General features: G+C 62.0%; 15 protein-coding genes. 7 read left to right on the plus strand and 8 right to left on the minus strand.

Annotated features, from left to right (window positions below):
• Positions 1 to 206: 206 nt before the first annotated feature.
• Positions 207 to 659 carry a L,D-transpeptidase gene (locus tag GGR30_RS08510; protein ID WP_183484816.1) on the plus strand — a complete coding sequence of 151 codons (453 nt, stop codon included), beginning with the start codon at positions 207 to 209 and terminating at the stop codon, positions 657 to 659.
• Positions 660 to 876: 217 nt separating this feature from the next.
• Here GGR30_RS08510 and GGR30_RS08515 read toward each other — a convergent pair whose 3' ends face one another.
• Complete coding sequence (locus GGR30_RS08515) at positions 877 to 1,194, minus strand: hypothetical protein (protein WP_183484818.1); 318 nt, start codon at positions 1,192 to 1,194, stop codon at positions 877 to 879.
• A gap of 334 nt (positions 1,195 to 1,528) precedes the next feature.
• Between GGR30_RS08515 and cysS the strand changes: the two genes are divergently transcribed.
• The 6 genes from cysS to rarD all read left to right on the plus strand — a co-directional run bounded on the left by cysS (position 1,529) and on the right by rarD (position 7,419).
• Positions 1,529 to 3,013: a cysteine--tRNA ligase gene (cysS, locus tag GGR30_RS08520; RefSeq protein ID WP_183484821.1), complete on the plus strand. Its 1,485-nt coding sequence runs from the start codon at positions 1,529 to 1,531 to the stop codon at positions 3,011 to 3,013.
• A gap of 368 nt (positions 3,014 to 3,381) precedes the next feature.
• The gene (locus tag GGR30_RS08525) at positions 3,382 to 3,744 is read left to right on the plus strand and encodes an endonuclease domain-containing protein (protein WP_183484824.1); all 363 of its coding nucleotides are present in this window, start codon (positions 3,382 to 3,384) and stop codon (positions 3,742 to 3,744) included.
• Entirely contained in the window at positions 3,741 to 4,232 is a 492-nt protein-coding gene (locus GGR30_RS08530) for a GFA family protein (protein ID WP_183484827.1), read from the plus strand. Before GGR30_RS08525 ends, GGR30_RS08530 begins: the two co-directional genes overlap by 4 nt.
• Positions 4,229 to 4,702, plus strand: coding sequence for a GFA family protein (locus tag GGR30_RS08535; RefSeq protein WP_183484830.1), 474 nt, complete (start codon positions 4,229 to 4,231; stop codon positions 4,700 to 4,702). Before GGR30_RS08530 ends, GGR30_RS08535 begins: the two co-directional genes overlap by 4 nt.
• A 43-nt stretch (positions 4,703 to 4,745) precedes the next feature.
• On the plus strand, positions 4,746 to 6,365 hold the full coding sequence (cimA, locus tag GGR30_RS08540; RefSeq protein ID WP_183484833.1) for a citramalate synthase: 1,620 nt from the start codon (positions 4,746 to 4,748) through the stop codon (positions 6,363 to 6,365).
• Between the two features lie 112 nt (positions 6,366 to 6,477).
• Positions 6,478 to 7,419 (plus strand): EamA family transporter RarD, encoded by a 942-nt coding sequence (rarD, locus tag GGR30_RS08545; protein ID WP_183484836.1) that lies wholly within the window; start codon positions 6,478 to 6,480, stop codon positions 7,417 to 7,419.
• 22 nt (positions 7,420 to 7,441) lie between these two features.
• Here the strand turns inward: rarD and GGR30_RS08550 are convergent, their stop codons facing one another.
• The 7 genes from GGR30_RS08550 to dctP all read right to left on the minus strand — a co-directional run bounded on the left by GGR30_RS08550 (position 7,442) and on the right by dctP (position 14,562).
• Positions 7,442 to 8,953, minus strand: a complete 1,512-nt coding sequence (locus GGR30_RS08550; RefSeq protein ID WP_183484839.1) for an aldehyde dehydrogenase (NADP(+)) — start codon at positions 8,951 to 8,953, stop codon at positions 7,442 to 7,444.
• Between the two features lie 31 nt (positions 8,954 to 8,984).
• Positions 8,985 to 9,710: a ribonuclease activity regulator RraA gene (locus GGR30_RS08555; protein WP_183484842.1), complete on the minus strand. Its 726-nt coding sequence runs from the start codon at positions 9,708 to 9,710 to the stop codon at positions 8,985 to 8,987.
• 8 nt (positions 9,711 to 9,718) lie between these two features.
• On the minus strand, positions 9,719 to 11,452 hold the full coding sequence (araD, locus tag GGR30_RS08560; RefSeq protein ID WP_183484845.1) for an L-arabinonate dehydratase: 1,734 nt from the start codon (positions 11,450 to 11,452) through the stop codon (positions 9,719 to 9,721).
• Positions 11,453 to 11,456: 4 nt separating this feature from the next.
• Positions 11,457 to 11,621: a hypothetical protein gene (locus GGR30_RS08565; RefSeq protein WP_183484849.1), complete on the minus strand. Its 165-nt coding sequence runs from the start codon at positions 11,619 to 11,621 to the stop codon at positions 11,457 to 11,459.
• An 11-nt stretch (positions 11,622 to 11,632) separates the two neighbouring features.
• Positions 11,633 to 12,949, minus strand: a complete 1,317-nt coding sequence (locus tag GGR30_RS08570) for a TRAP transporter large permease subunit (RefSeq protein ID WP_183484852.1) — start codon at positions 12,947 to 12,949, stop codon at positions 11,633 to 11,635.
• Positions 12,939 to 13,460, minus strand: coding sequence for a TRAP transporter small permease subunit (locus GGR30_RS08575; RefSeq protein WP_183484855.1), 522 nt, complete (start codon positions 13,458 to 13,460; stop codon positions 12,939 to 12,941). Before GGR30_RS08575 ends, GGR30_RS08570 begins: the two co-directional genes overlap by 11 nt.
• A gap of 76 nt (positions 13,461 to 13,536) precedes the next feature.
• Positions 13,537 to 14,562 carry a TRAP transporter substrate-binding protein DctP gene (gene dctP / locus GGR30_RS08580; protein ID WP_183484859.1) on the minus strand — a complete coding sequence of 342 codons (1,026 nt, stop codon included), beginning with the start codon at positions 14,560 to 14,562 and terminating at the stop codon, positions 13,537 to 13,539.
• Between the last annotated feature and the right edge of the window lie 149 nt (positions 14,563 to 14,711).

Raw genomic sequence — 14,711 nt, forward strand, 5'->3', positions numbered from 1 at the left:
GAAAGCCGGAATCAGTTTTCGGCAGGCGCGGTGCATGGGCTCTAATAGTCGGATCGCGATGCGTTCGACTGAAGCGACTGTAGTCCATGCCGAGTAACTCTGCTATTTGGTTTGAATTGTTTACCCTGTTTGCAGTAACGCGTTGATCGCTTCTCCGGGTGCACTTATTCTCGACTTCAGGGGCTATTGTGTATCCGGGGGAAAACATGCGTGCCGTTCTCGTTGCTTTTTTCGCATTGCTGGCATCGGTGTCCTTTGCCGATGCGGCGCGCAAGTCCGGGGGTGATATCTTCGAACCCGGCAAGGTGGTCGCCGCCGTTAGCCTCAGCTCACAAACGATGAAGGTCATCATCGGCGGTTACGAGCGCTATGTATGGCCGGTTTCGACAGGGGCGGGCAGTTATGCGACGCCCGAGGGCATCTACGGCGCCGAATGGCTCTCGAAGAACCATCGCTCACGCAAATACAACAATGCGCCGATGCCGTATGCCATCTTCTTCTATCATGGTTATGCCGTTCACGGCACCGATCAGCTCTCGCGTCTCGGCTCTCGCGCCTCGCATGGTTGCGTGCGTCTTCACCCGGACAATGCGGCCTTACTCTTCGAGCTAGCTCAGTCCGTCGGACTGAAGAACATGACGGTGATCATCGGCGACTAGATCGTCGTTCTGGCGCATCGGGTTGTCGAAATACCCTCAACCGCTTTCTCGCCTGATGCTCCAGCAGTCGCCGCACTGCTGTTGCAGTGCGTTGAAGGTGGCCTTGTCCTCTCGCAGAATGATTGGCGGTTTCACGCGCTTCGATAGGCGGAACATATCGCCTTTCCTGAGAAGGCCCTGATCAATTGGCCGGGGGCTGTCTCGACCTTGTTGGCGATCACCGCTTCAATTCATTCCGTGTCAGCCCGGCAAGACAATCAAGCTCGCCTTCGAGGCCCACGAGAAAACTGCCACCGAACTGGTAGTTTGCGCCTAAGATCGCGCCGCCCAGCCAGGCATTGATCGGGAGATGATCCCGAACCACGCGATAGCTGTCGGGTAGCGGGAGTGGCGTTGAAACTGTCGGCGGGGTTGAGATGTCTGCGGCAATGGCGGGAAATGCCGAGCCGAACAGTGCGGCGATAATGTTGCATATCCTTTTCATGTGTAGAGCCCCATGGAACAAAATAAAATCCACGGTATCGAAGATGTACAAGTAAATTATAATTATAATTACGGGTTTATATAATTTTATACTAATAAAATTGCATTTTTTATTTGAATTATATATTTTCTATCGAAAATTTTCTTCTTTTGAATTGTGGATGCCTTGTTTGGGCTTTTTCTCCGAATCGTTGTCCGGGACTTGACGCTTCAAAGCCGAATGGGCATAAGTTCGGTCATGAACACGGCCCTTTGCATTATCTGCACGATTATTCGCTAGCGTTTCGCTGGCCGGCCGTTCTTGTCCTGAAATCCAATCTCTGACAGACGACCCGGCCGGGCCGCTGGCCTGTGCGTGCATCAAGACTGATTTCGGGAGACTGGACATGGGCGACGCCCTGAAGCTCTACAACACACTGACGCGCGAGAAGGCCGAATTCCGGCCGATCGATCCCGACAATGTGCGCATGTATGTGTGCGGGCCGACGGTCTATGACTTTGCCCATATCGGCAATGCGCGGCCGGTGATCGTCTTCGACGTCCTCTTCCGCCTGCTGCGCCATCTCTATGGCGAAGACCACGTCACCTATGTCCGCAACATCACCGACGTCGATGACAAGATCAACGCCCGGGCAAAGCGGGACTACCCGGACCTGCCGCTGAACGAGGCGATCCGCCGCGTGACCGAAAAGACCGCCGATCAGTTCCACAAGGATGTTGCGGCCCTCGGCGTGCTGGAACCGACCGTGGAGCCGCGCGCGACCGAGCATATCGACGGCATGGTGGCGATGATCCAGACGCTCATCGACAAGGGCAACGCCTATGTCGCGCAGGGCGCCGAGGGCAGGGAAGTGCTGTTCGACGTGCCGTCCATGTCCGACTATGGGCGCTTGTCACGGCGCAATCTGGAAGACCAGCAGGCCGGCGCCCGCATCGCCGTCGAAAGCCACAAGAAGAGCCCGGCGGATTTCGTGCTGTGGAAGGAAAGTGCGGCCGACGAGCCCGGCTGGGACGGGCGTTTTACCTTTGAGGGGAAGACCGAAACCATCAACGGCCGCCCCGGCTGGCATATCGAATGCTCGGTGATGTCGGAGAAGCATCTCGGCGAGACGTTCGACATTCACGGCGGGGGCCTCGACCTGATCTTCCCCCACCACGAAAACGAGATCGCGCAATCCTGCTCGGCCCACGGCAACCACGTCATGGCCAATGTCTGGATGCATAACGGCTTCGTGCAGGTCGAAGGCCGGAAGATGTCGAAGTCCGACGGCAACTTCTTCACCATCCACGAACTGCTGGAAACGGAAAATTTCGGCGGCCGTAAATGGCCGGGCGAGGTGCTGCGCCTGGCGATGCTGATGACGCATTATCGCGAGCCGATCGATTTTTCGGTGAAGCGATTGGAGGAGGCGGAGAATATAATCGCCAACTGGAAAGTGGCTGTTAGCTCAGTGATAAAGGATGGCATGATTGCTAGTCTTGCCGATATAGACCAAACCCAGATTCCGGATAGAGTTGTTGAGCACCTAGAGAACGACTTAGACGTCTACGCTGCAATCAGCCTTCTCACCGGCAACCTAAAATGGTTACCCCGTCTAAAAGACACCAGGCCAAACAGAATGCCTTTGCTTGTTTCGCTTCAACTTCTCGGTTTCGAGGGGCTGATCGAAAATGCAATAGGCAAACTCTCACGGCTTGATGAGAATGAAATAGACGCCAAGATCACCCTGCGGCTCACCTTCATCCGCGAAAAAAACTGGTCCGAGGCCGATCGCATCCGCGATGAACTGGCGTCTCAGGGCATCCAGCTAAGGGATTCAAAGAACAAGGAAACCGGCGAGCGCGAGACCACCTGGGAGGTCAAGCGGTGAGCACCTTGTGCGCCGGATCGCTCCAAACAATCTCCCCCCTTGAGGGGGAGATGCCCCGACAGGGGCAGAGGGGGGTGAACCCTCTCGGCAAATTCGGAGCAGGCGGCAAACGCCCGTTACCCCCCTCTGTCGCGTTCGCGACATCTCCCCCTCAAGGGGGGAGATCGGATGGATGCGGTGAGACAAAGCGGTTATTCGATGTCTCTTCCTCCGTCGCAAGGCTCTGGTCTGCAGTCATCGAGCCTTCGCCATGGTTTGCAGCGCAGCCTGTTTCTTCGCGTGCATATTTTGCTTGGTATCGCCGCAAGACTCCCTCAATCTCCCCCCTTGAGGGGGAGATGTCGCGAAGCGACAGAGGGGGGCATTCTATGCCGCATTACAGCGTCTCACGACGTTTGCGCTCCAACGCGAGGCGCATGCGCAGCGACATGACCGAGGCAGAGCTGAAGCTCTGGAACGAGCTACGCGCGGGACGGTTGGAGGGGCTGCAGTTTCGCCGCCAGATGCCGATTGATCGCTACATTGCCGATTTCGCCTGCCCCAATCACAAACTGATCATCGAAGTCGATGGCTCGCAGCATGGTGAAAGGCGCACTGAAGACGCAGAGCGCACCACGCGCCTCGCCGCGCTCGGCTGGACCGTGCTCCGCTTCTGGAACGACGATGTGCTGCGCGATATCGACGCCGTTTGCACCCATATTCTCAGAACCATCGGGAGGAATGCGCCATGACGGAACCCAGCTTCTCCGGTGGCTGTCAGTGCGGAGCGGTGCGCTATCGCGTCGAAGGCGCGCTTTCCTATCCGCATATCTGCCATTGTCGCATGTGCCAGAAGGCGTCTGGGAACTATTTCATGGCGCTTGCCGGCGCGGATCATGCGCGCTTCAGTATCACGCGCGGCCAACCGAGCTGGTTTCACTCTTCCGATCAGGTCCGGCGCGGTTTTTGCGCGGCCTGCGGCACGCCGCTCTTCTTTGAGTCCGTGGGGGATGATCATATCGCCATCACGCTCGGCAGCCTGGATGATCCCTCCGCCCTTCCGCCGGTTTCCCAGGATGGCGTCGAGGGGCGGGTGCCGTTCTTCCACGCGCTCTCCGGTCTTCGGGAAAAGCTGACCGACCGTTCCGATCTGCCGGGCGGCAATGACGCGATTGCCGCAAGCAATCATCAGCATCCCGATCACGACACCGAAACATGGCCGAAGGAGTCCAAGCCATGAGCAGCTCTGTTGCCTATTCCGGCGGCTGTCAGTGCGGCGCGGTCCGGTTTCGCGCAAGCCATCTCGGCCGCCCGTCCATCTGTCATTGCCGCATGTGCCAGAAGGCTTTCGGCAATTTCTTCGGGCCGTTGGTCTCCGCCGATATCGCGCATCTGACCTGGACGCGCGGCAAGCCCAAGCTGTTCCGTTCATCGGCGAAGATCCTGCGGGGCTTCTGCGAGCATTGCGGCACGCCGCTGACCTATCAGCATCCCGGCGGAATCGAGCTTGCCATCGGCGCCTTTGACAAGCCGGAGCATTTCGAACCGCAGATCCAGGTAAATCACGAAGACCGGTTGCCCTGGATCGATCGCCTGTTCGACAAGCCCGCCCGGGCGCAGCTCGTTGAAGGCAGCGACATCGTTTCCTTTCAGCACCCCGACCACGACACCGAAAAATGGCCGCCCGAGGATGATACGGACGCCGGATAACAAGGCCGAAAACGGCCGATCAAATGGGATGGAGACCCACGACATGGAAAAGCGCGAGCGCATCTATCTGTTCGACACCACATTGCGCGACGGCCAGCAGACGCCGGGCATCGACTTCTCCGTGGAGGACAAGATCGCCATTGCCGACATGCTGGATCAGGCCGGCATCGACTATGTTGAGGGCGGCTATCCGGGCGCGAACCCGACGGACACGGCCTTCTTCGCCGCGCGGCGCACGAAAACCGCGAAGATGACCGCCTTCGGCATGACCAAGCGCGCCGGCGTCTCCGCTTCCAACGATCCGGGACTTGCCGCGCTGATCGCCGCGGAAGGCGACGCTGTCTGTCTGGTGGCGAAGAGCTGGGACTATCATGTGGACGTGGCACTCGGCATCTCCAATGACGAGAACCTTGCCTGCATTGCCGAAAGCGTGGCGGCCGTCGCTCATTCGGGCAAGGAGGCGATGGTTGATTGCGAACACTTCTTCGACGGCTACAAGGCGAACCGCGCTTACGCGCTGGCCTGCGCCAGGGCCGCCTATGATGCGGGCGCGCGCTGGGTGGTGCTGTGCGACACCAATGGCGGCACGCAGCCCGACGAGATCGCGGAAATCATCGCCGATGTGATCGCAAGCGGCATTCCGGGCGCTTCACTCGGCATCCATGCGCATAACGACACGGGCCAGGCGGTCGCCAATTCGCTTTCCGCCGTGCGCGCCGGGGTGCGCCAGGTGCAGGGCACGCTGAACGGTATCGGCGAGCGCTGCGGCAATGCCAATATCATCACGCTGGCGGCAACGCTTTCGCTGAAGGAGCGCTACGCCGAACGCTATGTGCTGGGCCTTGACGAAGAGCAGCTTGCCGAGCTGACCGCGCTTTCCCACGGCTTCGACGAGTTGCTGAACCGCGCGCCGGATCCGCAGCTTCCCTATGTCGGCGCCTCTGCCTTTGCCACCAAGGCCGGCATTCATGCCTCCGCGCTGTTGAAGGACCCGCGCACCTATGAGCATGTCGATCCGGAAAAGGTCGGCAATACGCGCAAGGTGATGGTCTCCGACCAGGGCGGCAAGTCGAACTTCATCAACGAGCTGAAGCGCCGCGGCATCACCGTTGCCAAGAACGACCCGCGCCTCGACAAGCTGATTGCGATCGTCAAGGAACGCGAATCCATGGGCTATGCCTATGAGGGCGCGGATGCGAGCTTCGAGCTTCTGGCGTTGCGCGAGCTCGGCAGCGTGCCGCATTTCTTCCACGTCGACAGTTTCCGCGTCATGGTCGAGCGTCGCTATGACAGCCACGGCCGGATCAAGACCGTGTCGGAGGCGGTGGTCAAGCTGGAGATCGACGGTCGAACCGTCATGTCGGTTTCGGAAGGCGACGGCCCGGTCAATGCGCTCGACAAGGCCTTCCGCAAGGATCTCGGCAAGTTCCAGACCGAGATCGCCGATCTCAAGCTTGCCGACTACAAGGTGCGTATCCTCAACGGCGGCACGGAGGCGATCACCCGCGTGCTGATCGAAAGCATCGATGATGACGGCGTGCGCTGGTGGACGGTCGGCGTTTCGGAGAACATTATCGATGCCTCGTTCCAGGCGCTGATGGATTCCATCACCTTCAAGCTGATGAAGAACCGCGCGCTTGCCGGCCGGGTCGCGGCGGAGTGAGGCGCGACAGGGCGATTTCCATCACCGTTGTTGATGAGTGCTTCACCAGAAACGGGTGGCGCGCGGTCTCAACTGCCGATATCTGCATCTCGACAACGGATGGAAAAGCGCCATGACGAGCGAGAGTGACACGACCGTAACCGCGCCGGTGAAGACGGTTGCCGACGGCGATACGCCCAAGGGCTTCGTCCTGGCGCTCGTCGTCTTCATGATGTGGGGCTTCCTGCCGCTCTACCTCAAGCTGGTGGCGCATCTGCCGCCCCTGGAGGTGCTCGCCCACCGCATCATCTGGTCGGTGCCCTTTGCCGGCGTCGTGGTCGGTTATGCGGGGCAGGGCGGCGAAATCGTTGCGGCCTGCCGCAAGCCGAGGATACTTGCCGTCGTCGCGCTCTGCAGCGCCTTCATCTGCCTCAACTGGGGCACCTATATCTGGGCCGTCGGCAACGCCCACACGGTGGATGCGGCGCTCGGCTATTTCATCAATCCGCTGTTCTCTATCGCGCTTGCGGCGGTGATTCTGCGCGAGCGGCTTTCGCGCACGCAGCTTGTCGCCATCGCGCTGGCGACGATCGCGGTCGTGATGCTGGCGGTCGAAGCTGGTGGTCTGCCGGTGGTCGCGCTGCTCCTGCCGTTTTCCTTCGGCATGTATGCTTTCCTGCACAAGATCGTGCCGATCGGCGGCAATCCGGGCTTCACCCTCGAGGCGCTGATCATGAGCCTGCCGGCTGCGGTCTACATCATCTGGCTGGAGGCGACCGGCAACGGCCATTTCCTCGGTTCGCTCCCCGATGCGCTGCTTCTGATCGGCTGCGGCGCGGCGACCGCCATTCCGCTGATGATCTATGCGAATGCAGCAAAGCTTCTGAAGCTCTCGACCATCGGCATCATGCAGTATATCGCGCCGAGCATGATCTTCCTGATCGCGGTTCTGGTCTTCCGCGAGCCGCTGCAGCCGGTCAAGCTGCTGGCCTTCGCCCTGATCTGGACAGCGCTGGCGATCTACACCTCTTCGCTGCTGCGCGCCCGCCGCAGGCCGGCCCCGGTCCCGCGCTGAGACCGGAGCAGGCCGCGCCGCCCTACAAGAGGTCTTCGGGCAGCAGCGCGTCCGGGAGGTTCTGGTAGGAGACCGGACGCAGGAAGCGGCGGATCGACAGGGTGCCGACCGAGGTCGCGCCGAAATTGGTCGACGCCGGGTAGGGACCGCCATGCACCATGGCATCGCAAACTTCCACGCCGGTCGGAAAACCGTTGGCAAGCACGCGGCCGGCCTTGCGTTCCAGGATCGGCATCAGCCTGCGGGCAAGCGCCGTATCGCCGTCATCCATGTGCAATGTTGCCGTCAACTGCCCGCTGAAGCTTCGGGCGATCTTCAGGAAGTCGTCCTCCCCTTCAACGGTGACGATCAGGCCGAGCGGGCCGAAAACCTCCTCGCCAAGGGCATGGTTATCCAGCCAGTCGGCGCCTTTCACGGCATAGAGGTAGGGCGTGGCGTTGCGCATGTCGCAGGTCGAGGTCAGGATCTCGCGCACGCCCGTTGCCGGCGCGATCCGGTCGCGTCCGGCGCGATAGGCCGCCGCGATCCCGTCCGAGAGCATCACCTGCGCGCCGACCTTCGACAGCGCTTCGCGCGCGGCATCGGCGATGGTCTCGACCTGGCTTTCCAGCACGACGGCGATGCCGGGATTGGTGCAGAATTGCCCGGCGCCCATTGTCAGCGAAGCTGCCCAGCCCGTGGCGATGTCGGCGCCGCGCGCGGCAACGGCCCCGGGCAAAAGAAACATCGGATTGACCGAGCCGAGTTCGCCGAAGAAGGGGATCGGCTCGGGACGCGCGGCGCAGAGGTTGAACAGCGCCCGGCCGCCGGCAAGCGACCCGGTGAAGCCGACCGCCTTGATCAGCGGATGGGTGACAAGCGCCTGGCCGACATCGCGATTGCCGCCCTGCACCAGCGAAAAGACGCCCGGATGGATGCCGCGTTTCTCTATGGCCGCGTGAATGGCCTCGGCAATGATCTCGCCTGTTCCCGGATGGCCGGAATGGCCCTTCACGACGACGGGACAGCCGGCGGCGAGCGCGGCTGCCGTATCGCCGCCGGCCGTGGAGAAGGCGAGCGGAAAGTTCGATGCGCCAAAGACGGCGACCGGGCCGATCGGCCGTTCCATGAGCCGAATATAGGGGCGCGGCAGGGGCTTCCTCTCGGGAAGCGCCTTGTCGCGGCGGCGGTCGAGATAGTCGCCTTTGAGGATATGGGCGGCAAACAGCCTCAGCTGGCCGGTCGTGCGTCCGCGCTCGCCTTCAAGCCTTGCCGCGGGCAGGCCGGTCTCGGACGTGCCGATCTCGGTGATCGCATCGCCGCGCGCTTCGATCTCGTCGGCAATCGCCTCGAGAAAGGCGGCGCGCTCGGCGCGGGTCGCATAGCCGAAGGATGGGAAGGCCTCCTCGGCCGCCACGCAGGCGCGGTCAACGAGGTCCACGGTCCCGACCGAGAAGGGATAGGCGTCGCCATGTGCAGGCTCGCTCATGAAGGTGGTCTCGCCGGCGATCCAGTCGCCGGCAATCAGATGCTTTCCGTGGGGCTTGAAGCTCATCGAACGGTCCTTTCCGGCGTGAGGGCGCGGCTCAGCGGCCGGTCTTCTCGCGCCATTCCTCATATTTCTTCTGGTTCTCGTCCTTGGTGCAGGGGTAGAGGCCGATAATGCTCGCGCCGGCCAGCACCTGTTCGAGAACGAAGTCCTCGAAGCTCTCCATGCCCGCGCAGACTTCGGCGATCTCTTCTGCCAGATGCGCCGGGATGACCATCACCCCGTCACGGTCGCCGACGATGACGTCGCCGGGAAACACCGCGACGTCGCCGCAGGCGATTGGCACGTTGATGTCGAGCGCTTCGTGCAGCGTCAGGTTCGTCGGTGCGGAGGGTTTGGCGCAATAGGCGGGCATATCCAGCCTGCCGATCCCCTCGGCGTCGCGAAATCCGCCATCCGAGACCACACCGGCGCAGCCGCGCACGGCCATGCGGGTGACGAGGATCGAGCCGGCGGTTGCCGCGCGCGCATCCTTGCGTCCGTCCATCACCAGCACATGGCCGGGCGGGCAGGTTTCCACCGCAACGCGCTGCGGATGCTCGGGATTGCGGAAAACCTCAAGCTGGTTGCGGTCCTCGCGCGCCGGGATATAGCGCAGGGTAAATGCCTGGCCGACCATGTTCTCCGCCTTCGGCGAGACCGGCGAGACGCCCTGGATGAACTGGTTGCGCAGCCCGCGCCTGAAAAGCTGGGTCGCGATCGAGGCCGTGGAAACCCGCTTGAAGATCGCGCGCGTCTCATCGGAAAGAACATAATCGGTCATGGGACACCTCAGAAAATGTCGGGTTCGCCGGCCGTGCGGCCGAAATCGGTTTGCAGGAAATCAAAGTCGCAGCCCTGGTCCGCCTGGGTGACATGCTGCGAGAACATGTAGCCATAGCCGCGCTCGTATCGGCCTTCGGGCTTTATCCAGGCGGCCTTGCGGCGGGCAAGCTCGGCCTCGTCGACCAGCATGTCGAGCCTGCGGGCGGCGAGGTCGAGGCGCACGATATCGCCGTTCTGAAGCAGCGCCAGCGGCCCGCCGACATAGCTTTCGGGCGCGACATGCAGCACGCAGGCCCCGTAGGAGGTGCCGGACATGCGGGCATCGGAGATGCGCAGCATGTCGCGGTGACCCTTCTTGATCAGCGCCTTGGGGATCGGCAGCATGCCCCATTCGGGAAAACCCGGACCGCCGAGCGGCCCGGCATTGCGCAGCACCATCACATGGTCGGGCGTAATGTCGAGGGTCTCGTCATCGACCGCCTTCTTCATCTCGGGATAGCTGTCGAAGACCAGCGCCGGGCCCTCGTGGACATGGAACTTAGGATCGCAGGCCGCGGGCTTGATCACCGCGCCATCCGGGCAGAGATTGCCGCGCAGCACGGCGAGCGAACCTTCCGCATAGACGGGGTTTGAAATCGGGCGGATGACGTCGTCATTATAGACCGCCGCGCCCTCAAGGTTCTCGCCCATCGTCTTTCCGTTCACCATCATGGCCGAGACGTCGAGGCGGTCCTCGATCTGCTTCATCAGCGCGCGCAGACCGCCGGCGTAGAAGAAGTCCTCCATCAGATAGTCCTTGCCGGAAGGCCGGATATTGGCGAGCAGCGGGGTTGTGCGACCGAGCGCATCGAGATCATCGAGCGTCAGGTTCACGCCGGCGCGGCGGGCCATGGCGATCAGGTGGACGACGGCATTGGTCGAGCAGCCGGTCGCCATCGCCACCACGGCGGCATTGCGGCAGGCGCCCTCGGTGATGATCCGGTCCGGCGTCAGGTCCTCGAAAACCATTTCCACGATGCGTCGCCCGCATTCCGCGCTCATGCGCTGATGACCGGAATCGACGGCCGGTATGGACGAGGCGCCCGGCAGCGTCAGGCCCATGGCATCGGCGATTGCCATCATCGTGGAGGCTGTGCCCATGGTCATGCAGGTGCCGGCGGAGCGCGCGATGCCACCCTGGATGCCGATCCATTCCGCGTCCGAGAGTTTCCCGGCCCGCCGCTCGTCCCAGTATTTCCATGCATCAGAACCTGAGCCGAGCGCCTTGCCGGCATAATTGCCGCGCAGCATCGGTCCTGCGGGAAGATAGATCATGGGCACACCGGCCGAGATCGCGCCCATCACCAGGCCCGGCGTGGTCTTGTCGCAGCCGCCCATCAGCACCACCCCGTCCAGCGGATGGGCGCGGATCATCTCTTCCGTCTCCATGGCCAGCATGTTGCGGTAGAGCATGGAGGTCGGCTTGAGAAAGCTTTCATCCAGCGAGAGCGAGGGCATCTCGACGGCAAAGCCGCCGGCCTGCAGCACGCCGCGCTTCACATCCTGCACGCGCTCCCTGAAATGCGAATGGCAGGTGTTGAGTTCGGACCAGGTGTTGAGGATGCCGATGATCGGCTTGTCGCGAAAATCCTCTTCCGCATAGCCGAGCTGCATCATGCGCGAGCGATGGCCGAAGCTGCGAAGGTCGTCGGGGGCGAACCAGCGCGCCGAGCGCAGATCCTGGGGCGATTTGCGTGTCATGTTTCTATCCGGTGAATGCGAAAGTCAGCCAAATGACAAACAGGGTGAAGACGAGCCCGGCGACCTCCGGCCAGTTGCCGAAGCGGTCGTGCCGGGCTTCCTCCCGCGCGAAATCCGCGGGCGGAATGTCCTCGTCCTGCCGTGTGAGTTCCTCGTCGGTGATCTTCATCTCGTGTCTCCTCAGTTAAACTGCGCCGGCAGCCAGAGCGCGAGGTCCGGGAAGAACAGGACCAGGAACAGGCCGACAGCCTGCAGCGCGATGAAGGGAAGGACGGCGGAAAAGATCTCCTGCAGTTCGATATCCTTGGGCGCGACCGATTTCAGGAAGAAGCAGGCCGGACCGAAGGGCGGCGAGAGGTAGTAGATCTGGATGTTCATGGCGAAGAGCACGCCGAACCAGACCGGGTCGTAGCCGAGATCGACCACCACCGGCGCGAAGATCGGCACGGTGATGAAGATGATCGCGATCCACTCGAGGAAGGTGCCGAGCACCATGACGATCAGCATCATCACCACGATCACCCAGATCGGGGCGATATCGAGGGCGGTCAGCACGCCGCGCAGGAATTCGCCGCCGCCGATGCGGTTGTAGATGCCGATCAGCGAGACAGCGCCGAGCACCAGCCAGATGATCGAGCCGACGGTCAGGACGGTCTGGCGCATGGCGTCGCGGGTCATGCGCCAGTTCAGTTCCTTGCGGATGCCGGCGACGACCAGCGCGCCGACAGCCCCGACGGCGGCCGCCTCGGTGACGGTGGCGATGCCCGAATAGATCACGCCCAGCACGGAGCCGATCAGCGCGCCCGGAAGAATGACGCCCTTCAGGAACCTCAATCGCTTGAAGAAGGGCAGGCCTGTCTCGGGAATGTCGTAGATCGGCGCGATGGCCGGGTTCATGCGCACCCTGACCATGATGTAGGCGATGTAGAGCGATGCGAGGATCAGGCCCGGCACGGCAGAGGCCGCGAACAGCTTGGTGATCGAGACCTGTGCGGCAAGCCCGTAGACAATCAGCACGACCGAGGGCGGGATCAAGGTTGCCAGCGCGCCGGCGGCGCAGATGATGCCGATCGAGAGCTTGCGGTCATAGCCGAGACGCAGCATCTGCGGCAGGGCGATGAGGCCGAGCATGACGATCTCGCCGCCCATGATGCCGGACATGGCGGCAAGGACGACGGCGACAATGCAGGTCTGCACGGCAACCGAGCCGCGGAAGCGTCCACCCATGACTGCCATGCTGTCGAACAGCGACTTGGCGATGCCGGAGCGTTCCAGCACGTTCGCCATGAAGACGAAGAAGGGAACGGCGATCAGCTCGTATTTGTGCAGCACCTCGCCGACATTGGCGGCGACGATGAAATAGCCCGCGCGTTCGCCAAAATACAAAAGCGCGGTGCCGAGCGAGACTGTCAGCGTGGTGATGCCGAGCGGCACGCCGATCGCCATCAGCGCCAGGAGCGATAGGACGATCAGGATGGTAATGGTTTCAATGCCCACCGAGGTTCTCCTTCTCGGTGCCCTGTGCCCAGCGAATGATGTTGGCGGCGAGCTGCAGGAGGTAGAGAATGCAGCCAACCACCAGAAGCACCTTCAGATAGGTCGGCTGGATGGAGTTGAGCGCCGTGCCGGAGGTCTCCATGTGGCCAAGCGCTTTGACGGCGGGCTTCCACAGAGCCAGCGTCAGTACGAAAATGGCGCCGGCCGAGATCAGCATCTGCAGCAGGCGGAAGACGTGCCAGACCCGCTCGCTGACGAGCGTCTCGATCATGGTGATGGAGATGTGGCGCTGTCGCTCGGTGACATAGCCGACGGCAAGCACCCAGGCCGAGGCGCACAGCGTCATGGCCAGTTCGGTGGACCAGACGGTCGGACGGTTGAAGCCGTAACGCATCACGACTTCGAGCGCCGATACGCCGACGCAGGCGAAAAACAGAACGGAACAGCCTTGGCCAATGAACACGCTGATGCGGTCCATGACGTCGGCATAGGTGGCGAGAAGCCGTCTCATCACTGAGCCTTATGAAATGACATGGAAAGGTTCGGGGGCGTCGTTTGTGGCCGACGCCCCCATGCCGCATCGGATGCTAGTTCTTGAACAGGCCGATCGAGGTCATGTAGTCGATATTGGCGTCGAGCGCCTCCTGGGCGAGTGCCGATTTCTCCGCATAGGCTTCCCACTGCTGGCGAGCGACCTCGCGCAACTGGTCGCGGTCTTCCTGCGCCCAGTTGATGACTTCGATCTTGTCGCCGGCGCTGTCGCGGGCTGCCAGTTCCTCGTCCTTGGCCGCGACTTCGGCAGCCATGGCGAACATGGCCTCATACCACCATTCACGCAGCGCCTGCTGGTCGGCCGCAGACAGGGCGTCCCACTTCGCCTTGTTGATGGTGAACTGCATCGACGGCATCGAATGAATGCCGGGGTACAGCGGGTAGGGGGCGACGTCGTGCAGGCCGGTCGCGTCATTGTTGACATAGGCCGAAGCGTCAGCGGCATCGACGATGCCCTTTTCGAGCGCGCCGTAGACTTCCGAGAACGGAATGGAGACCGGAGAAGCGCCGGCGGCCTGGAAGACGGCTGCGGCCAGACCTTCGGGCGAGCGGATCTTCTTGCCCGACAGGTCCTCGAAGGTGCGGATCGGGGTGCGTGCGGGAAGCGCCTCGCGCGAATAGGGGCCGCAGGCAACCACTTGGACCTCGCCGCCGGTGACCGAATCAGCCGCCTTCTGCATCATCGCCTCGCCGCCGCCGTCCTTGCAGAAACCGATCATCTGCTGGGGCGTGTCATAGCCGGAAATCAGGTCGCCCATGATCGCATAGGCCGGCTCGAGGCCTGCAAAATAGTTCACCGAGGTGAAGTCGCCGTCGAGCACGCCGGCGGCAACCGCATCCGGCGTTTCGCGCGCGGGCACGACAGAGCCGTTGGGGGTGAGGACGATCTCGATGCGCCCGTCGGTCATCTCCTGGATCTTCGGCAGCCAGTTCTCGGTCAGATATTGCGTCGAGAAATCGCCGGCATTGAACGAGGTCTGGATGTTGAAGGTTTCGGCTGCCGCGACGGACGCGAACAGGGAAACGGAAGCCGCAAGCGCGGCCGTCCTGGCAAATTTCATGGTGTCCTCCCATTGAGCAAAAACGGGACCCTCTTCCCGTTAATTGATGTACTAATATATTAGTGCATCTCCGTCAACTGTGCATTATGATAGGATTTCGATTCATCCAGTGCCGAGATAGACTTCAGTTATGAGTCCACCTGAATTGC

The organism is Martelella radicis (assembly GCF_014196625.1).
GTDB lineage: Bacteria > Pseudomonadota > Alphaproteobacteria > Rhizobiales > Rhizobiaceae > Martelella > Martelella radicis.